The sequence below is a fragment of the Paenibacillus sp. V4I3 genome, from assembly GCF_030817215.1.
Taxonomy (GTDB): domain Bacteria; phylum Bacillota; class Bacilli; order Paenibacillales; family NBRC-103111; genus Paenibacillus_E.
Map to the genome: position 1 here is coordinate 4246975 of NZ_JAUSZA010000001.1, position 25130 is coordinate 4272104.

The following is a 25130-nucleotide window of genomic DNA, read 5'->3' on the forward strand; positions in this document are numbered from 1 at the left end:
ATGTTAAAGCCCGCCGGCATTATTCCCGCTATGATTACCCCTTTTGACGAAACTCAAAACATCAATGAGTCCGCATTACGACAATTAGTCCGCAGGTTCATCGATGCAAGCGTTCACGGTCTGTTTTGCCTCGGTACCAATGGGGAGTTCTTTGCTTTGACGATCGAAGAAAAGTTGCGAGTTGCCGAGATCGTCATAGAGGAAGCGCAAGGCAGGCTTCCGATTTATGTGGGCGCAGGGTGTGTCGGAACGAAGGAAACGGCCCAGTTGGCCGCAAGCCTGGAACAAATGGGAGCCGATGCGTTATCTATTATAACTCCCTATTTTTTGGCGTTTACGCAGCAGGAGCTGATCGAGCATTTCCGTACGGTTGCGGAAGCGACGGCACTACCTATTATTTTGTATAACATTCCGGCGCGGACTGGCAACTCTCTTTTACCTCGGACGGTCATGGAGTTAAGTAAAGTGCCTAACATTGTTGGAATCAAAGACAGCAGCGGAAGCTTTGATAACATTTTGCAAATTCTAGAGCTGTGCGAGCCGGATTTTGCCGTATTGGCAGGGACAGACTCGCTCATATTGCCTACACTAATGGCTGGAGGACACGGAGCCATCGCAGCAACAGCCAATGTATTCCCGGAGGTCGTCAGCTCCATTTACGATTTATGGATGCAGGGTAAACCGGAAGAAGCCGAATTGTCACAGCGAAAGCTGCGCGCTCTGCGCAGTGCGTTCTCGCTGGGAACCCTGCCGTCCGTTCTGAAGGAAGTGATGAACATGATCGGTTTGCCTGCGGGAGAACCGCGACTGCCGGTTCAATCGCTCACTCCATCAGCCAAAGGGGAGCTGAGAATTGTGATGGATCGATATATGGGCGAAGGCGTCATAAAATAATCAGGATGAGGTGTTGAAGATGAAGGATGTAAACATTCCGAATGGAGTTTGGCCAACGATGCTGACCCCGTTCACAAATTCCAACGAAGTGGACTATGGCGCATTAGGGCAACTAGTCGAATGGTATATTGCCCAAGGCGTTCACGGCCTGTTCGCGGTCTGCCAATCGAGTGAAATGTTTTACTTGTCTTTGGAGGAGAGAGTAGGGATCGCGCGGTTCGTTAAGGAGAAGGCTTCTGGCCGTGTGCCAGTGATCGCTTCTGGCCATATCTCAGACAGATTCGATAAACAGGTGGAAGAGCTTCAGCGGATGGCTGACACGGGAGTTGATGCGGTCGTGTTGGTCAGCAACCGGCTAGCCGGGCCGGAAGAATCGGACGAGATATGGTTGACCCGTGCAATGGAGCTGCTGGATCGAGTGCCGGGTGTGCTTTTTGGTATTTACGAATGCCCATATCCTTATAAAAGGCTGATGACCCCGAAGCTGCTCAAATGGTGCGCGGATACGGGCAGGTTTGGGTTTCTCAAGGACACGAGCTGCGATCTTAAGCATATTGCCGAGAAGCTCGATGCGGTAAAAGGAAGTCCATTGAAAATATTCAATGCTAATTCCGCAACACTGCTTGAATCGTTACGTTTGGGCGCGGCCGGCTTCAGCGGCGTAATGGCCAATTTTCATCCCGAGCTGTATGTACGTTTGATGGAGCGTTGGAATATAGAGACCAATACGGCCGAAATGATACAAGCGTTTGCCGGACCAGCGTCCTTGATCGAACTGCAGATGTATCCCGTCAATGCGAAATATCATCTGCGAAAAATAGGCCTACCCCTAGCAATACACTGCCGCACCAGAGATTCTAGTGCTTTCAGAGAAAACCAAAGGTTTGAAGTGGAGCAGCTGGGTTCGCTGTATCAATTGTTCAAGCAGCAGTTTATAACAAAATCGAATGTAAGCGTTTGAGCAGAGTGAAAATACGAGGGGGGCGTTACAGTGCCATTTAAAGCAAAGGACAAAATCGTATTTATCGGTGACAGTATAACGGACAAGGGAAGAAAAAAGGACCCCTTAAAGCTGGGCTCGGGTTATGTTCGGCTGCTGCACGATTATCTCACTGCGGTATATCCGAAGCTGTCGTTGAAAATAATCAATGAAGGTGTATCCGGAAACCGCGTCATTGATTTGGAGAGAAGATGGAGAATCGATGTACTGGATCACCAACCGCAGTGGATTTCGATTTCTATCGGTATCAATGACGTATGGCGGCAATTGGATTCGCCAGATGCGGAACAAGTATACCCCGACAAGTTCGAAGCGGTGTATCGCAGCCTGCTGGAACAAGCAAAACAATTACCCAATTGTCGTGCGATTCTCATGCAGCCTACGGTAATCAAGGAGTATCCTGATTCTACAGGGACCCAGTTACTGAAACCTTACGTGGATATTGTTAACCGTCTGACGGAAGAATTTAATGGCATCCTTGTGCCGACGCATGAAGCATTTATCGATTTCTTACAGTGTGAAACAGGTCAGGACTTAACGACCGATGGCGTTCACATGAACACGCTTGGAGATATGCTGATGGCCACAACTTGGCTGAAGGCGGTTACGGGCACCCCCAATAGGAATTAGTATTGGCTATTATTCAGACTGCATGCCATTCACGATGGATGCAGTCTTTTTCATGACTTTTTTCAAGAGATTCATGGAGAGGTGGAAGGCGTCGCCTATAAAATAGGTGAATTCGCCCTATAAACGAAAGTTGAATTTTAGATACACTTGACTCAAGCATCCCGGTGAAGGGAGTCTGTCTATAGGAGGAGAGGACTATGAAAGTTTCTGATCTAAAAACGGAATACATCGAAAATCCGTTAGGTATCGTTACAACCGTTCCCCGCTTAAGCTGGATCATGGAATCGGAAGAATACGGTCAGGTCCAGTCGGCCTATCACGTATTGGTAGCATCTCGTCCGGAGCTGTTGAATGAGAATAAGGGCGATCTATGGGACAGTGGAAAGGTTCAGTCCGACCAATCTATCCATATCTCTTACGAAGGAGCACCTCTAGAATCTAAGCGGGTTTATTATTGGAGGGTCAGGGTTTGGGATAAACGCGATATGGTGTCTGAATGGAGCAGGTCAGCTCACTGGTCGATGGGATTTCTAAACCAAAACGAATGGCAAGCACGTTGGATTGGCAGAACCAATCCTCAGAATACGGAGCTTTTGCCTTCTCCCTATATGAGAAAAACATTTCGAATCGAAAAGCCGGTCCGCCAGGCTTTCATTTACGCAACTGCATTGGGCTTGTACGAACTGCATATTAACGGTGAAAGGGTAGGACGAGATTATTTTGCCCCCGGATGGACAGATTACAACATTAGGGTACAGGTTCAGACCTACGACGTAACGGCGCATCTGGGTACCGGAAGTTTCGGAAGTATGGCTTTGGGAGCGATCCTAGGCACTGGTTGGTATGCCGGTCACGTGGGCATGTTCGGTTCGAACAGGTACGGAGACAACCCTTACTTGCTCCTTGAACTGCATATCGAATATGAGGACGGTTCCTCTGACATTATTGTGACCGATGAATCATGGAAAGCGTTTGCAGGTCCTATCCTGTACTCGGATTTACTAAAAGGCGAAAGTTTTGACGCCCGTCTGGAACCGAAGGGATGGAGCCTGCCTGGATTTGACGATGACTCTTGGGAGACGCCTGTTGTTTTGGAACGCTACGATGGGGTCCTGACGGCACAAGTAGATCCTCCTGTTCAAGTCATGAAGGAACTGCTGCCGATCAGCATGAAGAAAACACCGCGAGGCTCTTACCTATTTGACATGGGACAAAATATGGTTGGCTGGGTTCGTCTTCAAGTTGAAGACGGGCAAGAAGGTCAGAAAGTTACCGTCAGCTGCGCGGAAATGTTGAATGACGATAATACGTCGTTATACACCATAAATCTGCGCGAAGCCGTTCAGCAGGAGACCTACATCCTAAGTGGTGAAAGGGAGGAATGTCTGGAACCTCACTTTACTTTTCACGGGTTCCGGTATGTGGAAGTAACGGGATTGATGAATTCACCCACGCTGCAAACGGTCATCGGTAGAGTGGTTCATTCGGCGACGCCGCAAACGGGTTGGTTAGAAACTTCCAATGTCATGCTGAATAAGCTTCTAAGCAATATTGAGTGGGGACAACGCGGCAATTTTCTCAGCGTGCCGACGGACTGTCCGCAGCGTGACGAACGGTTAGGTTGGACGGGAGACGCGCAAATTTTCGCTCGTACGGCCAGTTTTAATATGGATGTCGGACGCTTTTTCAATAAGTATATGATCGACGTTATCGATGCCCAACGGCCCTCCGGAGCTTTTCCAGATGTGGCGCCGGATTCCGGCTGGGAAGCGTTTAAGCATAATCATGCGGAACTTAACTGGCATGCTCCCGACAATGGCGGATGGGGTGATGCGGGGGTTATTATTCCTTGGACCGTTTACCAGGTGTATGGCGACCACAGAAATTTGGAGGAATGCTATCCGGCGATGGTCAGATGGGTGGAGTATTTGCAAGCGAACACGGTGGACTTGATCCGACCGGGTTACTCGAATTATGGGGATTGGCTCTCCATCCATGCGGACACGCCAAAGGACGTGCTCGATACTGCTTATTTCGCTTACAGCACCTTACTGTTGTCCAAATCTGCGAAGGCACTCGGCAAGGAAGAAGATACACGTAAATACGCGGATTTGTTTGAAAAGATCAAACAAGCTTTCGAGGATGCGTTTGTGGATGAGGCCGGACGGATCAAAGGAGATACGCAGACCGTATACGTGCTTGCACTGAAGATGAACCTGCTGACAGAAGAGCAGCGCAAACTTGCGGTTCGACATTTGGCGGGGAATATCCAGCTGCACGGCAATCATTTGACGACAGGTTTTCTCGGCGTCGGGTATTTACTTCCTGCTTTAACCGAAGGGGGGAGAGAAGATCTTGCTTACACCTTGCTCAATCAAGGTACTTTCCCTTCTTGGCTTTATTCCATCAAGCATGGAGCTACGACCATTTGGGAACGGTGGGACGCCTGGACAGAAACAAACGGATTCCAGAATCCGGGTATGAATTCGTTTAATCATTACTCGTTGGGTTCAGTTGGCGAGTGGATGTATCAAAATATTATGGGGATCAACACAGACGAGGACAGACCGGGATATAAGCATATCGTGATTCATCCCCGTCCAGGGGGCGGGCTCCATTTCGCCAAGGGCGAATTTCATTCTGTTTACGGCAGGATCCGAGTAGAGTGGAAATTGGAGCGGTCGTGGTTCGTTTTGAAAGTCCAAATTCCTGTGAACACAACTGCCACGATCTATGTGCCAGGTGCCGTCCTGAATGAGGATGGGCACGTAACCGAGGGATTGCATTATGTAGGAATGGAAAACAATAAATCCATTTACAGCGCTGGTTCAGGAAGTTACACATTCGTTTCTCGGTGGACAGATGTCGGATTGTGTCTGGGAGCGGAGACAAATGTCACGCATGAGATTGGAGCGTAAAGTAGCTGTTATTACCGGTGCAGCTTCCGGTATTGGAGAGGCTGTTGCACGGCGATTCGCCGAAGAGGGAGCCTGCGTTATCGTCAATGACATTTCCGAAGAGGGAGTTCGGGTCGTCGAAGAGATCGTAGAGGCAGGTGGGAACGCCTTGTTTGTCCACGCAGATATTCGCGCCGAAAACAGCGTAATTGCATTGATGGAAGCTGCCAAAACATATTTCGGCGCCCTGCATATTCTCGTTAACAACGCCGGGGTTACTTGTAGTGCGAACGTCGTGACAGCTGACGAAGCAGCTTGGGATCACGTGATGAATTTGAATTTGAAAAGCGCTTGGTACTGCTGCAAGCACGCCATTCCGTTCATGATGGAACAGGGTGGTGGCAGCATAGTCAACATCGGCTCGACTCATGTTATCCGTACGCAGCGAAATCATTTCCCTTATCACTCTTCCAAGGCAGGCATGCTTGCGATGGCGCAAGGGATATGTGTCGATTTCGGAGGTCAGGGAATCCGTGCAAATACCATTAGCCCGGGGTTTATTGAAACCCCGCTTGCCGAGACCTACATGCAGTCCTATCCAAACCGGGAACAGAAACGCAATGCCATGCTGGCAACACACCCTGTCGGGCGATTCGGTAAGCCGGAAGACGTGGCGAATGCGGCCGTTTTTCTTGCATCTGATGAAGCCGGATTCATTGCTGGAGCAAATCTCGTTGTGGACGGAGGCAGGTCTGTTCTGCAGGTCTTCGATTAAAGATCGAACGGTTAATCATAACAAGGGAGAGAGACTATGACATTCGAAGTTGAGAAAACCGCAGGCGACAGTGAATGGTTTACACATGACCGATTCGGCATGTTTATCCATTGGGGACTATATTCACTTGCAGCGAGGCATGAATGGCTGCAATCCCGGGAAAAATTGAGCGGGGAACAGTACAGGCAAAAATATTTCAAACGATTCGATCCGGATTTGTACGATCCCGATCTTTGGGCACAACTCGCCTCCGACGCAGGCATGAAGTACTTCGTGGTGACGACGAAGCACCATGAGGGTTTTTGCTTATGGGACAGCAAGCTTACCGATTATAAAGCGACGAATTCTCCGGCTGGGCGAGATGTGCTAAGACCTATGGTAGATGCGTTTCGTAAACGCGATATGAAGGTTGGTTTATATTATTCCCTGCTAGATTGGCATCATCCCCATTATTCGGTCGATCCTAAACATCCGCTTCGCTTTGATCCCAATCATATTGCCGGGAATACACAATTAGACTTCACCAACTACCGGAACTATTTGTATGGACAAACGAAGGAATTGCTGACGGATTTCGGTCAAGTAGATCTGTTATTTTATGATTTTTCGTTCCCGGAAGAAAATGGTTTGGCGGGCAAAGGCAAGGAAGATTGGGGCAGTGAAGAGCTAGTCAAAATGATCCGCACCTTACAGCCGAACATTTTATTGAACGACCGCTTGCAGGTGGGTGGCGATATCACAACCCCTGAACAGTATATGCCGACCAAATGGGTCCAGGTAAACGGAAAGCGCGTCGTATGGGAAACTTGCCATACCTTCAGTGGTTCATGGGGCTATCACCGGGAAGAAGAGTCATGGAAAAGCGTCGAATTGCTGATCAAAATGATGATTGATACCGTGAGTAAGGGTGGCAATCTATTATTGAATGTCGGCCCAACCGGACGCGGTGAATTCGACGAGCGTGCCGTAGACCGATTGAAGGGAATGGGGGAATGGATGAAGCGGCACAACCGCTCCATCTACGGATGCACACAAGCTCCGGATACATTCGTTTGCCCCGATGATTGTCGGTTAACTTACAATCCGCAGTTGAATCGCATTTACGTGCATGTGTACAGCTGGCCTTTCAAAAATATCCATCTTCACGGATTCGCCGGAAAAGTGGAGTATGCCCAATTCCTAAACGACGCATCGGAAATCAGATTTAAAGAAGGCTATGTGCCAAGCGGTATTGAAAACGGAGCTTTCAAGGAAGGGCGAGATGACCATACAGTGACTTTATCGCTTCCAGTCAAGAAACCAAATGTTACGGTGCCGGTCATTGAACTGTTTTTAAAATAAAGCAAAATAGAATGGAGGTTGGGTAATAACGATGAAAGCCGTCACTCTTGGATACGCACCCAATCCTGCCCCGCGGGTGGAAAATGGCATCCGGCTGTTGAAACAAGCGCTGCTGGACTGCGGATATGATGTGAAAGTTGAAGAAGTGTCCTGGACGTGGGACAGCTATCGATCCGCACATGAAAGAAAAATCTTTGTGGGAAACCGCAATGAATCTGACTTGCTTCGGCAGTTGGAAGAACGTGACGTACTCTTGTATCACACGGAAGCTCCTGAGGGAGAAGGGTTTTATATCGCCGCTTGCCCGGGCAATCTGATGACGGTTTCTGGGGGCAGCGATTCCGGAATATTATACGGCTGTATGGAGCTTGCGCAGCGAGTTCGCGCTGCAGGGCTTCTGCCCGAAGATATCGCCTACGGTGACGCTCCACGATTCGCGCTTAGGGGGCCGGCGATTGGACTGCAGAAAACAACCGTCGAACCGCCTCGTCAAACGTATGAATATCCGATTACCCCCACACGCTTTCCCTGGTTTTATGACCGGGCATTGTGGCGGGAATTTCTCGATATGCTGCTGGAGCAGCGGTGCAACATCGTCTATTTGTGGGCTGGACATCCCTTCTCCTCGCTAGTGAGATTGGATGATTACCCGGAGGCACTTGAAGTTACAGAAGAAGAGTTTTCGCAGAACGTTGAAACGTTTCGTTGGGTGGCGCAGGAAGCGGACCGACGAGGCATATGGCTCGTATTGAAGTTTTACAACATTCATATTCCGCTGCCTTTTGCGGAGAAGCATGGATTGAAGCTGCATCAACCGAAGCCGCTGCCTTTAACAAGCGATTACTATAAGAAATCGATCGCCTCTTTCGTTCGATCATTCCCTAACGTGGGTATGATGGTCTGCCTCGGGGAAGCGCTGCAGGGGCAGATATACGGAGTGGAATGGTTTAACGAAACGATTCTCGCAGGCTTGTTGGAAGGGCTTAAGGATTCAAATGTGAAGGAAAAGCCGCCGATTATTCTACGATCACACGCGATAGAGCCACAAAAAGTCATTGAGGCGGCGCTGCCTCTGTATCCGAATCTGTATACGGAAGCTAAATATAACGGTGAATCATTGACAACGTATACGCCTCGGGGCAAATGGCAGGACATTCACAACCGTCTCGGTTCGCTGAAGACGATTCATATCGTCAATGTACATATACTTGCTAACCTGGAGCCTTTCCGTTACGGGGCGCCTTCGTTTATCCAAAAATGTATGCAGGCGGCGAAATATCGGCTGAAAGCGAACGGACTGCATCTGTATCCGTTGTTTTTCTGGGATTGGCCGTTTTCGCCGGATTTGGCGGAGCCAAGGCTGAAACAATTGGACCGCGATTGGATTTGGTTCGCAGCCTGGTTCCGTTACGCTTGGAACCCGGATCGCGATCCAGCAGCCGAACGGCATTACTGGATCGAAGTGCTTGGACACAGATACGGCAGCCCGGAAGCAGGCGAAGCGATACTGGACGCATACGAAGCGTCCGGAGAATGTGCGCCCAAGTTGCTGCGGCGGTTCGGTATTACCGAAGGCAACCGTCAAACGATGAGCCTGGGGATGACCATGAGTCAATTGACGAATCCGGAACGGCACATGCCGTGGCCAGATTTATGGGAATCCCAGTCGCCTCAGGGTGAAAGGCTGGAGGAGTATGTGATCCGGGAGCTGAAAGGCGAACCGCACGTCGGAGAGACGCCGCCGGACATTATTGCTGATGTCAGTCGGCATGCGGAAGATGCGGTGCAAGCGATTGAAAGAGCGCGCAAGTTGGTGAAACGAAACTGGGATGAATTTGATCGCTTGTTCGATGACATGCATGCGATTCATCATATGGTGCAGGTGTATGTGCATAAAGTCCGGGCGTCGCTGCTAATTTTGATCTACAAGCATTCGGTCTGTGGAGAGTATTTCAAGCAATTGGAGTTCTTGGAAGAAGCCGCTGTACAGCTTGAGATCGGCCTGAATAGCTACCGAAAGCTAACGCTTTTGACGGAAAAGACGTATTTATTCGCCAACAGTATGCAGACGCCGCAGCGGAAAGTGCCGATTCGTAATGGTCTTGAATTCAAGCACTGGACGGAGTGTCTGCCAGTCTATGAGTTAGAATTGGAACGCTTCCAATTCCATCTCGATGAATTAAAGACGGGCACCCTGCCTGAGGCACTGAAAAACATGAAAGAACCGATTGTTCCGTACCAGGAAGTGCCATTCACCTTGCTGTCTGAAAACGCGGAAACATACCGCGTTGAGAAGGAAGCGCAAGTGTTTGTGGATGGGGATATTCACATTGTCGGTTGTGCGGAAGAACTGGATGGTTTGACGGGAATCCGATTCAGCCAAATGGAAGCAGGTTTGAGCGGAGTGACGATCGATATCGAATTGCAGCAGCCATCCAAGGTGTTGATCGGATATTTCAATTCGAAGGATGAGCAGTGGCTTCAAGTCCCGAGCTTGGAGGAAAACACACACGCGGACGACTTAGGCGGGTATGCGCCGGTATTGCAAAAAGGATTGCGTTTGTACGCGTATCCATCTGTAAATATCCATACGTTTCGATACGAAGCAGGACGGCATTCGCTAGATTTCGGCATGGGAGCTTACTTGATTTTGGGCGTCGTACCTGCTGATCTAGAAATTCGGCCAAGGAATGTCGAGCACAAAAACGATGGCATCAACACATTGGATTGGCTGTACGAGTAAGCAAGCGACAGATTAGGAGAGAGTCTATGTCTGATAAGAGATCCACACTCTGGTATGCCCAGCCGGCCAAGGATTGGTTCGAAGCGCTTCCTATCGGCAATGGCCGATTTGGCGGGATGGTGTATGGCGGCACGAACCGGGAACACATTCAATTGAACGAGGACACGCTTTGGTCGGGGGAACCCCGGGAGACGGTCCGCTATGATGCAGAGCGGCATTTGGATCCTGTTCGTGAATTGATATTTTCGAAGAAGTACGCAGAAGCGGAACAGATGATCGAACAGTACATGGAAGGGCCGGATATTGAGTCCTACATGCCGCTCGGGGATTTGGAACTTATCTACGACGAAGATGGCGAAATATCGGATTATCACAGGGAATTGGATTTGGATGATGGGGTTGTACGGGTGCGTTACTGTCAAAATGGCGCTATGTTCACCCGTGAAGTGTTCGTATCTGCCGTTGATCAAGTGATGGCGATACGTTTGCACAGCGAGAAAAAAACCAGTTTTACCGCCGTGCTTCACAGCCCGCTGCAGTTTTCCGTACGCAAAACTTCTGTAGATCGGGTGACGCTCTCCGGCCGCTGCCCATATCACGTTTTGCCTAACACGGTCAAATCATCCGATCCCATCCTCTATGCCGAGGGAAAAGGAATCGGCTTCGAAATCCACCTTCAAGCAGCAGCGGAGAGCGGAAGGGTGGAAGTCAGCGGCGGGCGGATTCGCTTCAGCGGGAAAGGATCGGTTACTCTGCTGCTGGCCGCCGCTACCAGCTACAACGGCTTCGAGAAAGATCCGGTCGTACTGGGCAAAGATCCTTCAGACTTGTGTGTTGCATGGCTTACGAATGCTGTACGGTTGGGGTACGATCGTCTGAAAGAGCAGCATATGAGCGAGTACGCCGCACTATTCGACAGAGTTTCTATCGACATTGGTGACGGAGGGGAAGACAAAAACATTCTACCTACGGATGTCCGCATCCAAGCGGTTAAAAACGGGAATGACGATCCTGGTCTCGCTGCACTGTTCTTTCAGTTCGGGAGATATTTGCTTATATCCAGCTCCCGTCCCGGTACACAACCGGCGAATCTGCAAGGCATTTGGAACGATAAGAACCAACCACCGTGGTGCAGCAGCTGGACAACAAACATTAATATTGAAATGAACTATTGGCCGGCGGAAGTAGGCAATCTTGCAGAATGCCACCGCCCGCTGTTTGATCTGATTGAAGACTTACGGATTACAGGCCGGAAAGTGGCCAGTATCCATTACCGCAGCAGGGGATGGACCGCTCATCACAACATTGATTTGTGGCGTACCGCGACACCGGTGAGCGGATCGCCCAGTTGGGCATTTTGGCCGATGGCCGGCGCTTGGTTATGCCAACACTTGTGGGAGCATTACGCTTTCAGCCAGGATGAACAATTTCTCAAACAAGCGTATCCGGCAATGAAAGAAGCCGCGCTGTTTTGTCTGGATTGGCTTATCGAGGACCCAGATGGCTATTTGGTCACCTGTCCGTCCACTTCCCCAGAAAATTTCTTCATTACCCCGGACGGGCAGCGAAGCAGCGTAACAAAAGGAACGACAATGGATTTGGCGCTTATCAAAGGCTTGTTTGCCCACTGCATGGAAGCCAGCCGCATTCTAAACCTAGATAACACGTTTAGGGGACAACTGGAAAAGGCATTGAGCCGAATGCCCCCCTTCCGAATCGGTAAATACGGGCAGCTGCAGGAATGGGACGAAGACTTCGAAGAGTTGGAACCGGGCCACCGACATATTGGGCATTTGGTCGTTCTTCATCCACTGGATCAAGTAACACGTCATGGACAGCCCGAACTATTCGACGCCTGCAAGAAAACACTCGAACGCCGTCTTGACCATGGCGGAGCGCACACGGGCTGGAGCTGCGCTTGGACAGTCAACTTTTGGGCGCGGTTGGGTGAACCGATAGAAGCACGCCGATTCTTAAACGACTTGCTGGCTGGTTTACACCCGAATATGATGAATGCTCACCGGCATCCGAAGGTGAAGATGAGTATTTTCCAAATTGATGGTAACTTTGCCGGCATGTCAGGCATTGCGGAAATGCTGCTGCAAAGCCATGCAGGAATGATCCAGCTCCTGCCGGCCTTACCGCCCCAGTGGAGGCGCGGTAGCGTGAAGGGATTGAGAGCCCGAGGTGGGTTTGAAATCGACATGGACTGGGAGGATGGAAAACTATCACGCGCCTGCATCAAGTCGATTGCCGGCAAAAAGTGCCGGCTATGGACCGCTCAGCCGGTTCAAGTCCTTCTGAATGGACAAATCTACCGTTCGTCTAATGACAAGTCGGTGTTTGAAACGGGCAAGGGATTCTGTTACGAAATCGTTCCCGTATTGGAGGCTAAAAGATGAAATACGTCAATACCGTTAAGGAATTCATTTTTGAGGACGACAGACCCTTCCTGAGTTGTCACGCATCCACGTTGGAACTGCTGCCCGGGGGAGATGTGATTGCCGCATGGTTCGGCGGAACACGAGAGAAAGCCGGGGATGTTGCGATTTGGGTATCACACAGGGGAGATGGGGGATGGACGCCACCCGTGAAAGTGGCGGATCAAGAGGATGTTCCCCATTGGAATCCCGTCCTTTTCCGAAACAATGAGGGCGTTCTTTTTCTATATTATAAAGTCGGAACTAGTATTGCCGAATGGGAAACAATGGTTATTCGCTCTACGGATAACGGATACATGTGGTCGCCTCCGATTCCTTTGGTTGAGGGGGATAAGGGAGGAAGGGGACCCGTCAAAAACAAGCCGATTGTGCTGCACGACGGAACGATTGCGGCCCCTGCTTCATTGGAACCAGCTTGGGATGTATTCGTTGACCTCTCGGCCGACGGAGGCGAGACCTGGAATCGCAGTGAGACCGTCCCATTAGACCGCAGCAGAATGATAGGCTCAGGCATTATTCAGCCGACCTTATGGGAATCTAGCCCTGGATACGTGCATATGTTCACTCGAAGCATCGAAGGGGCTATATACCGCAGCGACTCGGTGGACGGGGGAAGAACTTGGTGTCCGGCATATCCCACCGAATTGCCCAACAACAACAGTGGAATCGATTTGGTGAAGCTGGATAACGGAACAATCGCGCTGATTTACAATCCAACACGTCCGGAAACCGGGAAGAAGAAAGGACCGAGAACACCGCTCGTCATCCGGCTTTCACAGGACAACGGCCTTACTTGGGAAAATGAATTCCTGTTGGATGAAGGAGAAAAGCAGTATTCCTATCCCGCTATTGTTGCAAGCGGCCTTAACCTATATGTGACCTATACCTGGAAGCGTGAACGCATTGCCTTCTGGAAAATCACACTTGCCGATTTAGCATGAATGCCCTATAGATTGAGACGATAACCACCATCCATCCCTCAGATGACTTCGATATAATAGACATGGTAATATAATACACCCATAAGTAGTTATGGGATGGGAGGTCATCCATGCCAGCTGGCAGCCGATTGGACGAAAAATTGCGCGCGGGAAAAAAAGCGCTTCGTACGCTCCCCGGTGCACTCTTGCTCGGTTCGACCGGAGCGCGGTTGTGGGCCGATTATTTGGATCCCGTACCTGGTTTTTCCGGACGGTTCGATTTTATTCACAAAGTCAATATTCCTTTGTTGTTTAAGATAACGAACAATTTGGAAGAAAGCTTTGAGCCGTGCCAGACCGAATGGTTTCCGAGTCACTTGCTCATGGCATATACAGGTAATCGTCTTTCATTGGTTGAACGCAAGTTCATCTCTTGGAACGACTGTGCAGTTTCCTGTCAGACTTGGACGAATCGAAGCAGCGAGGAGCTCGTATTACGATTGGAGACGTATGGTGATGCGTTCTCGGAATGCAAAGGGAATTATCTACATGGAATGTTTAACATCGAGCATTACAGCTTTGACATCGCAGGAGTAGTTTCCGTCAGCGATCCCGCATTGTTCGAAGAATTTCGTTTGAAACCAGGAGAATCCAAAGATATTATCGTCTCAGCAGCATTTGGAATTTCCGGTCAGGATCATACCGACTTGCTGAGGGAACGGGCTTCGGCGTATGCGGAAAGCGTTTACACAACCGATGAGGTCATAGAAAATCAGAGTAATGAGTATCAAATCTGGTTTGAAAAAACACCGACATTTACCAGCAGCGACCCTGTGTTAAACAAGACTTGGACCTATCGGTGGTTTCTGCTTCGGCACAATTTGGCCGATCCACAGTACGGTCACTTGTCCTATCCATTGTTTTACGAGGGAAGATCTCATAAAAAAAGTAAAAAGCCCTTCAGTAAAGGGGGGTGGGAGTTCAGCAAGCTGATTAATCTGTCCGTTCCTCTGCATATTATGGATGCCAGATGGTACCACGATCCGGTATATGGCGAAGGACCGCTGCGAAACATGAAGAATGCTCCAGGCGAAGACGGCATGTTCAGCTGCTTGACGGTAGATACCATCATGCATTCGTTTGCTAACTTCTCTTGCTGGGCCGCTTATCAGCTGTATCTCGTACATCGAAACATCGAAATGATATCCGACATACTGCCTGCCATGAAATTGAATGTTTCGGCATGGAACCGTGTAAACGGCAACGATCAGGACCATTTGATGATCGAATACAAACATACAAGGACGGGAAAAGAATACCAGCCAAGTTATTGGTATTTCCATCAATTTCCTAAGAACCCGAAGGACAAGGAAACCTACACCCATCTCAAGAGGGTGGATCGTGCGGTCTATCACTACTTGAACACGCTCGGCGTTGCTAAATTGTGCGAGGTTACGGGCGATCCGGAAGCGGAAGAATATAATCGACAAGCAGAGAATATCAAGCAGGACATTCTTGATAAAATGTGGAATGAAGATACAAAGTTCTTTTACGATCTTCATTATCAAACAGACGAGAAAGCGTTTGTCAAAAATATTGTCGGGTTTTATCCTGGTTGGGCAGAGATCCTTGATGAGCGTTTCAATGGGATGATCGAGCATCTGTTTAATGAGCAGGAATTTCATACGAAGTGTCCGTTCCCGTCCGTTTCCATCGATTGCCCAGCCTATTCGAAAGAAGGGGGCTGGATGGGCCATTTTGTCAAAGGAAGGAATGGCTGCGTCTGGGACGGTCCGACCTGGCCTTATACCAATTCGATTGCGCTCGACGCACTCGCAAAGGAGAGTAAACGGAGAAATCATCAATTCGATCGTCAGTTTGCCTATTATCTGCGCGAATATTCATTTCTCCATTTTATGCAAAGGGATTTAAACCAGCCTGGTCTTGTTGAGCATTACAACAGTGCAACGGGTGAACCGTTAAGCGACGAACAAGAATACAATCACTCGTATTATATCGATCTGTTGATTTCACATGTGGCGGGATTGTCTATTGAAAAAGAGGGGATTATCTTAGATCCTCTGAATACAGGATTGGATTATTTTTGCTTGGACCGCGTGAAGGTGGCAGGCACGGAAATACGGATTACTTACAGGAAACCAAGTGTGTCATCGGATCTTCTGAATGTTGAGGAAGGCTACTGTTTATACGTAAATGGCAAACTTATTTTCTCAAACCATACGCTTTGTCGAACAGAGCTAACTTGGAAGGAACTGGCCTTATAGTGAGATAGTGTACTAAGCGGACAAGGAGTGTGTTCTAATGAAACGTTTCAATGGAGTTGTTGTACAGTCGGAGACGGATCCGCATCTACGGGAAGCTTACCTTCCCATTCCGTATCCGAATGACAACCATGCTGCTAATTTACTAGAACTTAACAACGGCGACCTGCTCTGCGTGTGGTTTTCGGGTAGTGGGGAGGGAAATCCCGATACAAATGTGTTGATGTCGAGATTACCTGCTGGATCCAACCAATGGACTTCTCCCATGCAGCTTTCGGGTGATCCCGAACGATCCGAGCAAAATCCGATCATGCATCAAGCACCAAATGGCAAACTTTGGCTGTTCCATACGTCTAACGAGCCCCATAACCAAAAAACATCGAGGGTTGTTTGCCGCATATCGGAAGATCAAGGCTTTACTTGGAGTCCGACTGAAGTTTTGTTTGATGGTTTGGGCATATTTCTGAGGCATCCACTGCTCGTGCTCAAAAATGGCGATTGGCTGCTCCCGACATATTACTGTAAGCTTGACGGGCATTACAGTGTTGTGCAAATTAGTTCGGATCAAGGGAAAACATGGCAAGAATTCGAAGTGCAGGGCAGCACCCACCGGGTTCAAATGAACGTTGTTGAATTAAACGATGGTACGCTCTACGCGATGTTCCGGAGCCGCCAGGCGGACCGAATCTATACAAGTTTTTCTCGCGAAAATGGAAAAAGTTGGACAGTTCCTGTCAAGAGTGAACTGCCGAACAACAATTCCTCGATGCAGTTCATTAAGATGCAAAATGGCCATCTGGCCTTGATCTATAATAACTCCACGATGGAGCGTGACCAATTCCGGTGGGTCCAAAGAAAGGGTGAATTCCGCAAAAAGCCGCTTCGTACGCCACTTACGTTAGCCGTTTCGGAAGACGAAGGAAAAACATGGCCTTATTTCAGAAACGTACAGATGGCAGATTTGGAGTACAAAGAAACTGAAATTGGATATTCATATCCTTCGATTATCTCCACGCGTGACGGAAAGATTCATATCGCTTTTTCGTATTTGCGCAAAGGAATCAAATATGTTTGTCTAGAGGAAGAATGGGTTAAAGAGGGCATGTGACGGAGGTGATGGTCATGAATGGGAGAATAGATCATTTAAGTGGAGACTTGTTTTTTGACGAAAAAATGGATATTTTCATAAATCGTGAATTGGAATCGTTTACAACCTCCCAGCATACGCATGATTTCGTTGAAATCAGTTATGTGGGGGAAGGAAGCGGTTATCACTATATTGAAGATCAAGTGATTCCTATTAAACAGGGAGATCTGTTTGTGATTCCAATTGGAACATCACATGTGTTTAGGCCATCCTCTCCGACGCAGGATAAAATGCTCGTCATTTATAACTGCATTTTCCGAGTAGGGCTCTTGGAGAACTGGATGCATCTTCTTCAGGAAGAATCCCACACCTACAATTCCATCTCTTTTCCGTGCAAGTGTCCCGAGCGGTGGCTGCATTTTCAAGATAAGCACGATACGTTTTCAACGCTTGTTGACAATATGTACCGGGAATATTTGAAGCGAAGCACCGGCTTTGAGACCATTCTGACCGTTTTGCTGATCCAAATGCTGGTGATGCTGCAGCGTTTTGAATTGAAAAATGAATCAGAGGCTGTTCCTTTTAGGATGTTGGAGGAAGTCGTACATTTTATCAAATCTCATTACACGCAAAACCTTACGGTTCAACATGTGGCGGATTACTTTTTTTTAAGCGCCAGCCATTTTCAACGCTTGTTTAAAAAATCAACGGGTCTGTCATTCACGCAGTACTTGCAAAACGTACGCATTCAAAAATGCTGCGAACTTTTGAAATCTTCCGATATTCCGATTTACCAAATCGCCAATCAAGTCGGTTATCAGGATATGAAGTTTTTCCATGCCCTATTCCGTAAAAAAACGGGGGTAACGCCTCGACAATATCGACAAAACTTCCAAGAGTTCGAAGATAAAGCTATAACGTATTAATATGTGTGGGGCTGACCATAGCAATGGAACAGCTTTTTTTTTTTTACATATTGAAGTGGAGGAATAACGAATGTTGAATCCGGATGATTATTTGAATCATTTATACAACAACCTGAACGATGAGACCAGCCAAGCGCTCAAAAAACCATGGAACGAAAGAAAAGCTGAGGTGCGGTCAAAACTACTTGAAAGTTTGGGGGAATTCCCCGAAACGTCAAGTGAATTGAATCCGGTTGTACGCGAGAGAATTGATAAAGGAGATCACTATCTAGAGCGTGTTAGTTATACGACAGATATAAACCTTCAGGTTACTGCATTCGTACTAATTCCGAAACGGCTCACGGGTAGGGCGCCGACCGTATTGGCATGGCACGGACATGGATATGGGAGCAGAGAGATCGTTGGATTGCAACCAGACGGAACAACGGATTATGGGGCTCCCGGCATACATCAGCATTTTGCTTTGAAGCTTGTACAAAGGGGTATGATCGTCGTAGCGCCAGAAATCATCGGGTTCGGTGATCGTAGGCTGTCGGCTGATAAGGAGAAGGATCCAAAGAAGAACAGTTCTTGCTATTCACTTGCCTCCCGCTTGCTGCTTTATGGAAAAACGTTAGCCGGCCTGCGGATTTATGAAGCCATCAGATCGCTTGATTATTTGTTAACTCGAGAGGATGTCGATCTGGAACGGATCGGATGCATGGGATTTTCCGGTGGCGGTTTGATTGCTTCGCTCGCTTCCGCTTTGGACGTACGTATTAAGGCTACCGTTATTTGTGCGTTTACAAGCACGTTTAGAGGAAGCTTATTAGCAATGAATCATTGCATAGACAATTATATGCCTTCGATTCTTCCTTACGCGGATCTTCCTGAATTGATTGGATTAATCGCACCGAGAGCGCTGTTTGTCGAATCGGGAATCGAAGACCCCTTATTTCCGGTCGCCTCTGTACAGGAAGCTTGCGTCAAACTCCAGGAGATATATCATACAGAGGGAATCGGAGGAAAGTTCGAAGTTGATCTTTTTCCAGGAAAACATGAAGTGTCCGGGAGAAAATCATACGATTGGTTAGCCCGGCAGTTGAAAGCATGATTCACCTATAGAGTAAGCCATCATCACCTATAAGTTAGAAAGTCGATGGATGTATAATGAACTGAAACCGTTATCATCGGGAAGTTCGAAACAGACTATAGGAGGTGCCGCAATGGGGCGCATTCTTTTGAATCACGTGGAAAAACGATATGGTAAAGATGGCGGATATGCCGTTAAAGATTTCCATTTGGAAATACACGACGGAGAATTTCTTGTCATGGTAGGTCCGTCCGGCTGCGGTAAATCGACGACACTCCGGATGATCGCCGGCTTGGAGGATATTACATCGGGAGAACTTTATATCGGAGATCAATTGGTCAACCATTTGCCGCCGAAGGATCGGGATATTGCGATGGTATTTCAAAACTACGCCTTATACCCGAACATGAGCGTGTACGAAAATATCGCGTTCGGTTTGCGCTTGCGTAAGATGCCCAAACACGAGATCGATCAAGCAGTTAAAAAATCGTCAAGAATACTAGAAATCGAACCTTTTCTAGACAGGAAGCCTAAGCAGCTATCCGGCGGTCAGCGTCAACGTGTAGCCCTCGGCCGAGCCATTGTCCGTGATCCCCAAGTCTTCTTAATGGATGAGCCACTATCCAATTTGGATGCTAAACTGAGAGTTCAAATGAGAACGGAGATCATTAAGCTTCACAAGCAGCTTGGCGTGACGATGGTGTACGTGACGCATGATCAGGTGGAAGCGATGACAATGGGTCATCGCATCGTCGTCATGAAAGACGGCATTATCCAGCAAGTAGATACACCGCAGAAGATTTACAATAATCCAAGAAATATGTTCGTTGCCGGATTTATCGGGACGCCGCCGATCAATTTAATTGAGGGTAAAATTATGGAAAGCACCGATGGCAAATTGGAGTTTCACACCAACCGGTATTATTTGGAAATCCCCGCGAATCAATCGAACATTTTAAAGAAGAAAAATAAAGTAAACAGAACCGTCGTATTAGGAATTCGCTGCGAGAATATCCATGTAAACCCGGCAGTGAATGATGCTCACAACCATGCACAAATCGTCGGGACTCAAAAGATTAACGAATTGATGGGGGCGGACATGTATTTATACATGGATATCGGCATGCCCAATCTGCTGATTGTTAGAACCCGGGCCGATCACAATTTTGAGGAAAACGAGAAGCTTGCTCTATCTCTCGATATGCAGAAAGCACTATTTTTCGATAAGGACTCAAAGGACAATCTATTGTATTAAATATACAGCGGAGGGATGAAGTTGAAGGTGTTTTTTCGAACCCGGGTATGGATTTCAACGATGCTGGCGCTCGTATGTATGCTCAGTCAAACGCTTCCCGGTTTAGCGGATACAAGCCTTTCATCAGGGACAGACTCGAAGACAACGAGGATGGAAAACCAGGCGAATTCATCCAAGCAACTGGATCCTAATTATTTTGAAAAGCTTGATCAGTGGAAAAAGGAAGGAGCTTCGACCGATCACAATGGGACAATGAGCATCCCCGGCTCGAAGCTCGTCAGTCAGTCGGCTAACGCCAATGTTACTATAGGGCCCTATAACGAAAAAAATGGCGTTCTGATCTGGACCGCCTTAAGGGATGAATGGATCGAATACGAGGTGGATGTGGCGCAAGGCGGGTTGTATACAATTGAAATGTCATACAATCCGTTCGTCGGTACGAAATACCGCAAGCCGATTGCGTTAAATTTGACCGTAGATGGCTCAAGCCCCTATTTGGAATCGAAATCGGTCGAGTTATACAGACATTGGAAGGATAAATTTCCGATTCGCAAAGATGATAAAGGCGATGAGATTCGCCCAACGGCTGATGATAAATCCGGATGGTTATCTTGGGAGCTGCGTGATTTGTCCGGCGTATACGAAGATCCGCTAACCTGGTATTTGAAACCAGGGAAGCACAGAATCCGGTTGGCGGGCAGCGATCCGTTTGCGCTTGAATCCATAACGTTTAAAGCGCCGCACAAAACAACCGACTATAAAACCGTTAGAAGTATGTGGCCAACTAATGTAGCTGCTGTACAGGCGGATCCGATCGTGATCGAAGCGGAACAACTGCTATGGAAAAACGATTCATCCATATCACTGGCATACGATAACGATATTGCTTCTACACCCAGTGTACGCGGCCATATTACTTACAATGTAATAGACGGTTCCCGGTGGTCGTCGAATAATCAAGAGATTAGCTGGAACATCGACGTACCGGAGACCGGATACTACAAAATTGCGATGCGCGCGGAACAATCGTACGTATCTAACCGCTCGTCGTTCCGTCAGATAAAGATAAACGGCAAAGTGCCGTTTGCTGAGCTGAAAGCCTATCGTTTTATGTACGCATCAGGCTGGAAGGGGATTACACTGGCCGACGATCGGGACAATCCGTACGAATTTTATTTGGAAAAAGGGACTAATACGATCTCGATGCGCGTCACATGGGCTCCATTGAGTTCGATAGCTTCCGATTTGGATCATACCATAGGAGAATTGTCGAAGCTTTCCGCTGATCTAAGAACGTTGACCGGCGGGGTGGACGACAAAAACCGGACGTGGGATTTCAAGAATGACCTTCCCATTTTTGTCGAACAATTGCAAGGCGTTCATGATGATTTGAACGGAGTTCGCGAGCGAATGGCAGTAATTAATGGCCGTCCGGATGCGGTTACGCAAGCGCTTGTTACTGTGCAGAAAGATATGGAAGATTTGCTGAAAAACCCAGATGAAATTCCGTATAATGCAAGCATCTTGAACAGACTGCAAGGCCGGGTGGCCGAACAAATCAAGCAACTCACCTATCAGCCTCTTCAGTTGGATCGTATTTATGTCGTGCCCATTGAACAACCGCTTCCGAAGATATTACCTACCTTTTATGAAAAATGGGAAGGGGCCGTCATCAATTTCATTGATTCCTTTAAATCAAAAAGAACGACAAACAAGGAAGACATGGTGTTTGTATGGTGCTCGATGTTTGGATGCTCCGAGGACGGGATTACGTCAATATGCTGCAAGGTTTGGCGGATGAATTGTTTACACCGCAAACCGGAATCAAAGTCAGAGTGAATCTGCTTAAAGATGAGAAGCTGCTTGTTATGATGAATGCCGCAGGAATTGCGCCTGACGTCGCGTTAGGCTTGCAGCAGCAAATTCCGTTCGACTATGCGATTCGCGGTGGGATCTATAATCTGAAGCAATTTCCGGACTTCGACGAGTACTATAAGCAGTTTTCCCCGGGTACGTGGCCAGCGTTCTATTATAATGGCGGTTACTACGCAGTACCGGAAACACAGGAGTTCCGGGTCATGTACTACCGGAAAGATATTTTGCAAAAATTGGACCTGAAAGTTCCGGACACATGGGATGATCTTTACAAGATGCTGCCTGTGCTGCAGCAGAACGGTATGAACTTTACGCCGGTTAATGATCACGGCATATTCCTGCAGATGCATGGAGCGGAATACTATTTGCAAGACGGCTCGAAAACGGGGCTGACTTCGGAGAAAAGCTTCAATGCATTCAAACAATGGACCGAGCTGCAAAACAAATATGCGATCGATCAACAAATGGATAGCTTCTACCAGCACTTCAGGGAAGGGTCCTATCCTCTAGGTATTGCCGATTTGAATACGTATCTACAATTAAATGTAGCGGCTCCAGAACTGAATGGTTTGTGGGGGGTAGCCCCTGTTCCCGGTGAACGGCAGGATGATGGCACGGTAGCCAGGTGGATGGGTGGAAACATGTATTCTTCGATGATTATGAAAAACGCCAAACATCCGAAGGAAGGCTGGGAGTTTTTGAAATGGTGGACTTCGGCGGAAGTACAGGAAAGGTTCGGTACAGATTTGGAAACGCTCAACGGCGTGACGTTCCGCTGGTTTACATCGAATATGGATGCGTTCACTCAGCTGCCGTGGAAGGAAGATGATCTGCAAGCGATATTGGAGCAATGGAAATGGTACAGGGAAGTTCCGAACGTTCCTGGCGGCAGCTATTTAATGGAGCGCGAAATGAAAAACGCATGGAACCGAACCGTGATCGACGGGATGAACTACCGGACTTCGCTCGAACTGTCTGCGAAAGAATTGGATCGGGAAATCCAAAGAAAACTGCAGGAATTTAAATTTATCGATGGAAACGGGAAAATGGTTCGGTCGTTGGACTTGCCGATTATTACAAAGCCGTGGGAAGGGGTGGAAAAGTATGTTAAAAAGTGAGCCGATTGTGCTGCCTAGTGTACAAAGGGTTAAAAAGGCCACAAACCGAGTAAAGGAACCTACGTTATTGCAAACGATTTGGTCATACCGAGTGTCCTATTTGTTCATAGCGCCATTTATGATTTGCTTCATTCTTTTTATCTTTCTTCCTGTTCTTTCCGCGATTGTGCTTAGTTTTACTTACTATAATTCCATTGAGCCTCCCAGGTTCGTCGGTTGGGACAATTTTCGTTACATGTTGTCACAGGATTTGACTCTGCTCAAATACGCGCTGCCGAACACCATTACATTTGCGTTACTTGTCGGACCAGGTGGATATATGGCAGCCTTTTTACTGGCTTGGCTGATTTCGATCCTGCCTGGCATCTATCGCAAATGGTTTACACTTGCTATGTATACGCCTTCTTTGGCAGGCACTATAGCGATTGGCATTATATGGGTTCCTATGTTATCAAGCGACCGAATTGGTTACTTGAACAGTGTACTTCTGAAATTCGGACTCATTAGCGAACCGATATTGTGGGCTACAAGCAAAGAGTATTTGATGAGCTCTATGGTCTTTGTCACGCTATGGAAAAGTATGGGAATAGGGTTCCTAGCTATGCTGGCCGGTATTTTGAATGTGAATCCAGAGCTATACGAAGCAGGTAAAATTGACGGCATTCGCAGCAGGCTGGAAGAAATTTGGTATATCACGATCCCTTCCACAAAGCCGCAAATGTTGTTCGGTGCCGTCATGGCTATCGTTGGTGCGATTCAATCCGGAGAAATCGGTCAGACACTTTCGGGCATGAATCCGACGCCACAATATTCGGGTCATGTTCTCCTGACCCATATGCATGACTATGGATACACCCGTTTTGAGCTCGGTTATTCGACAGCGTTATCCGTACTTTTGCTTATATTTATTTACTTTGCTAATAAGCTATGCGAGAAGCTGTTCGGAACGAAGGAGGGCGAATAAATGAGCATCGCTGGTACTCTTCGAAACTTCAAATCGTGGCGAATACGCAAAAGACTCCGCAAATTCAGTCCTATGGAAAAAATATCAATATTCATTCTAATTTTGATGAGTATTTTTTTGCTGCTGCCGTTGGTTTATATATTCAATCATGCCTTTAAGCCATATGAGGAATTGTTCATTTATCCGCCGAACATATTCGTAAGGCATCCTACTTTTCAAAGCTTTATGGAATTAGCGTCCATAACGAAGGGAACGGCGGTTCCGATCACGCGCTACTTGTTTAACAGCGTGATTGCTACCGTACTGGCTGTTATTGCAATCGTAATTGCAAGCGCCATGTGCGCTTATGCGATTTCCAAGCATAAATTTCCAGGGCACAAGATGATATTCGCGACGATTCTTTTGACACTGTTATTCGTTCCTGAAACGGTTTCAATTCCCAGATATTTGATCATCAGCCAATTGGGCATTTTTAACACGTACTGGGCACATGTCCTTCCGCTCGTTGCCGTGCCGACAGGTGTTTTTTTGATGAAGCAGTTTATCGATCAACTTCCAGATGAATTGCTCGATTCTGCCCGGATGGACGGGGCAAAAGAGTTTACGCTTTTTTTAAGAATCGTTATTCCCGTCGTTATGCCTGCGATTATGACGGTCAGCATCATCGCGTTTAACTCAGCATGGCTCAGCACGGAAGCGTCGGAAAACTTTATTCAGGATGAGGAATTGAAAACGTTTCAGTTCTATGTGCAGACCTTGACCTCCGGTTTGGCTAACAGTGTGTCAAGGCAAGGTGCTGCGGCTGCGGCTGCAATGATCCTATTTTTGCCGAATTTCATTATGTTTTTGGCGTTCCAAAGTAAGGTCATCGCGACAATGGCACATTCCGGTATCAAGTAATGATCACAAC

18 protein-coding genes are annotated in these 25130 nt (G+C 47.8%); all 18 read left to right on the forward strand.

Annotation, left to right across the window (positions count from 1 at the left end):
- The 18 genes from dapA (at nucleotide 1) to QFZ77_RS19560 (ending at nucleotide 25120) form a co-directional block, all read left to right on the forward strand.
- Nucleotides 1–894, forward strand: a complete 894-nt coding sequence (gene dapA / locus QFZ77_RS19475; protein WP_307441947.1) for a 4-hydroxy-tetrahydrodipicolinate synthase — start codon at nucleotides 1–3, stop codon at nucleotides 892–894.
- 19 nt (nucleotides 895–913) lie between these two features.
- Nucleotides 914–1855, forward strand: a complete 942-nt coding sequence (locus tag QFZ77_RS19480; RefSeq protein ID WP_307441949.1) for a dihydrodipicolinate synthase family protein — start codon at nucleotides 914–916, stop codon at nucleotides 1853–1855.
- Nucleotides 1856–1885: 30 nt separating this feature from the next.
- Nucleotides 1886–2524, forward strand: a complete 639-nt coding sequence (locus QFZ77_RS19485; protein WP_307441950.1) for an SGNH/GDSL hydrolase family protein — start codon at nucleotides 1886–1888, stop codon at nucleotides 2522–2524.
- Between the two features lie 197 nt (nucleotides 2525–2721).
- Complete coding sequence (locus QFZ77_RS19490) at nucleotides 2722–5442, forward strand: glycoside hydrolase family 78 protein (RefSeq protein WP_307441951.1); 2721 nt, start codon at nucleotides 2722–2724, stop codon at nucleotides 5440–5442.
- Nucleotides 5417–6196, forward strand: a complete 780-nt coding sequence (locus QFZ77_RS19495; RefSeq protein WP_307441952.1) for an SDR family NAD(P)-dependent oxidoreductase — start codon at nucleotides 5417–5419, stop codon at nucleotides 6194–6196. Before QFZ77_RS19490 ends, QFZ77_RS19495 begins: the two co-directional genes overlap by 26 nt.
- Nucleotides 6197–6232: 36 nt before the next feature.
- A complete protein-coding gene (locus QFZ77_RS19500; protein WP_307441954.1) occupies nucleotides 6233–7537 on the forward strand; it encodes an alpha-L-fucosidase in 1305 nt (434 codons plus the stop codon).
- Nucleotides 7538–7568: 31 nt separating this feature from the next.
- Nucleotides 7569–10280: a hypothetical protein gene (locus QFZ77_RS19505; protein WP_307441955.1), complete on the forward strand. Its 2712-nt coding sequence runs from the start codon at nucleotides 7569–7571 to the stop codon at nucleotides 10278–10280.
- A gap of 26 nt (nucleotides 10281–10306) precedes the next feature.
- Nucleotides 10307–12682, forward strand: coding sequence for a glycoside hydrolase family 95 protein (locus tag QFZ77_RS19510; protein WP_307441956.1), 2376 nt, complete (start codon nucleotides 10307–10309; stop codon nucleotides 12680–12682).
- Nucleotides 12679–13662, forward strand: coding sequence for a sialidase family protein (locus QFZ77_RS19515; protein WP_307441958.1), 984 nt, complete (start codon nucleotides 12679–12681; stop codon nucleotides 13660–13662). Before QFZ77_RS19510 ends, QFZ77_RS19515 begins: the two co-directional genes overlap by 4 nt.
- 110 nt (nucleotides 13663–13772) lie before the next feature.
- Entirely contained in the window at nucleotides 13773–15926 is a 2154-nt protein-coding gene (locus QFZ77_RS19520; RefSeq protein WP_307441959.1) for an MGH1-like glycoside hydrolase domain-containing protein, read from the forward strand.
- Nucleotides 15927–15963: 37 nt separating this feature from the next.
- Entirely contained in the window at nucleotides 15964–17031 is a 1068-nt protein-coding gene (locus QFZ77_RS19525; RefSeq protein ID WP_307441961.1) for a sialidase family protein, read from the forward strand.
- Nucleotides 17032–17045: 14 nt separating this feature from the next.
- Nucleotides 17046–17936 carry an AraC family transcriptional regulator gene (locus QFZ77_RS19530; RefSeq protein ID WP_307441962.1) on the forward strand — a complete coding sequence of 297 codons (891 nt, stop codon included), beginning with the start codon at nucleotides 17046–17048 and terminating at the stop codon, nucleotides 17934–17936.
- 70 nt (nucleotides 17937–18006) lie between these two features.
- Nucleotides 18007–19029, forward strand: coding sequence for a dienelactone hydrolase family protein (locus QFZ77_RS19535; RefSeq protein WP_307441963.1), 1023 nt, complete (start codon nucleotides 18007–18009; stop codon nucleotides 19027–19029).
- Nucleotides 19030–19141: 112 nt separating this feature from the next.
- Nucleotides 19142–20263 (forward strand): ABC transporter ATP-binding protein, encoded by a 1122-nt coding sequence (locus QFZ77_RS19540; RefSeq protein ID WP_307441965.1) that lies wholly within the window; start codon nucleotides 19142–19144, stop codon nucleotides 20261–20263.
- 21 nt (nucleotides 20264–20284) lie between these two features.
- Nucleotides 20285–22102, forward strand: coding sequence for a carbohydrate-binding protein (locus QFZ77_RS19545; protein ID WP_307441967.1), 1818 nt, complete (start codon nucleotides 20285–20287; stop codon nucleotides 22100–22102).
- The gene (locus QFZ77_RS19550; RefSeq protein ID WP_307441969.1) at nucleotides 22042–23256 is read left to right on the forward strand and encodes an ABC transporter substrate-binding protein; all 1215 of its coding nucleotides are present in this window, start codon (nucleotides 22042–22044) and stop codon (nucleotides 23254–23256) included. The genes QFZ77_RS19545 and QFZ77_RS19550 overlap by 61 nt, the downstream gene beginning before the upstream one ends.
- On the forward strand, nucleotides 23243–24220 hold the full coding sequence (locus tag QFZ77_RS19555) for a carbohydrate ABC transporter permease (protein WP_307441971.1): 978 nt from the start codon (nucleotides 23243–23245) through the stop codon (nucleotides 24218–24220). The genes QFZ77_RS19550 and QFZ77_RS19555 overlap by 14 nt, the downstream gene beginning before the upstream one ends.
- On the forward strand, nucleotides 24221–25120 hold the full coding sequence (locus QFZ77_RS19560; protein ID WP_307441973.1) for a carbohydrate ABC transporter permease: 900 nt from the start codon (nucleotides 24221–24223) through the stop codon (nucleotides 25118–25120).
- Nucleotides 25121–25130 lie beyond the last annotated feature (10 nt).

Excerpts from the sequence above, each read along its gene's own strand:
- QFZ77_RS19490 (WP_307441951.1), top strand. The coding sequence starts at position 2,722 with ATGAAAGTTTCTGATCTAAAAACGGAATACATCGAAAATCCGTTAGGT.
- QFZ77_RS19505 (WP_307441955.1), top strand. The coding sequence starts at position 7,569 with ATGAAAGCCGTCACTCTTGGATACGCACCCAATCCTGCCCCGCGGGTG.
- QFZ77_RS19540 (WP_307441965.1), top strand. The coding sequence starts at position 19,142 with ATGGGGCGCATTCTTTTGAATCACGTGGAAAAACGATATGGTAAAGAT.
- dapA (WP_307441947.1), top strand. The coding sequence starts at position 1 with ATGTTAAAGCCCGCCGGCATTATTCCCGCTATGATTACCCCTTTTGAC.
- QFZ77_RS19480 (WP_307441949.1), top strand. The coding sequence starts at position 914 with ATGAAGGATGTAAACATTCCGAATGGAGTTTGGCCAACGATGCTGACC.
- QFZ77_RS19510 (WP_307441956.1), top strand. The coding sequence starts at position 10,307 with ATGTCTGATAAGAGATCCACACTCTGGTATGCCCAGCCGGCCAAGGAT.
- QFZ77_RS19550 (WP_307441969.1), top strand. The coding sequence starts at position 22,042 with ATGCTGCAAGGTTTGGCGGATGAATTGTTTACACCGCAAACCGGAATC.
- QFZ77_RS19530 (WP_307441962.1), top strand. The coding sequence starts at position 17,046 with ATGAATGGGAGAATAGATCATTTAAGTGGAGACTTGTTTTTTGACGAA.
- QFZ77_RS19560 (WP_307441973.1), top strand. The coding sequence starts at position 24,221 with ATGAGCATCGCTGGTACTCTTCGAAACTTCAAATCGTGGCGAATACGC.
- QFZ77_RS19525 (WP_307441961.1), top strand. The coding sequence starts at position 15,964 with ATGAAACGTTTCAATGGAGTTGTTGTACAGTCGGAGACGGATCCGCAT.
- QFZ77_RS19495 (WP_307441952.1), top strand. The coding sequence starts at position 5,417 with ATGTCACGCATGAGATTGGAGCGTAAAGTAGCTGTTATTACCGGTGCA.
- QFZ77_RS19500 (WP_307441954.1), top strand. The coding sequence starts at position 6,233 with ATGACATTCGAAGTTGAGAAAACCGCAGGCGACAGTGAATGGTTTACA.
- QFZ77_RS19515 (WP_307441958.1), top strand. The coding sequence starts at position 12,679 with ATGAAATACGTCAATACCGTTAAGGAATTCATTTTTGAGGACGACAGA.
- QFZ77_RS19555 (WP_307441971.1), top strand. The coding sequence starts at position 23,243 with ATGTTAAAAAGTGAGCCGATTGTGCTGCCTAGTGTACAAAGGGTTAAA.
- QFZ77_RS19535 (WP_307441963.1), top strand. The coding sequence starts at position 18,007 with ATGTTGAATCCGGATGATTATTTGAATCATTTATACAACAACCTGAAC.
- QFZ77_RS19520 (WP_307441959.1), top strand. The coding sequence starts at position 13,773 with ATGCCAGCTGGCAGCCGATTGGACGAAAAATTGCGCGCGGGAAAAAAA.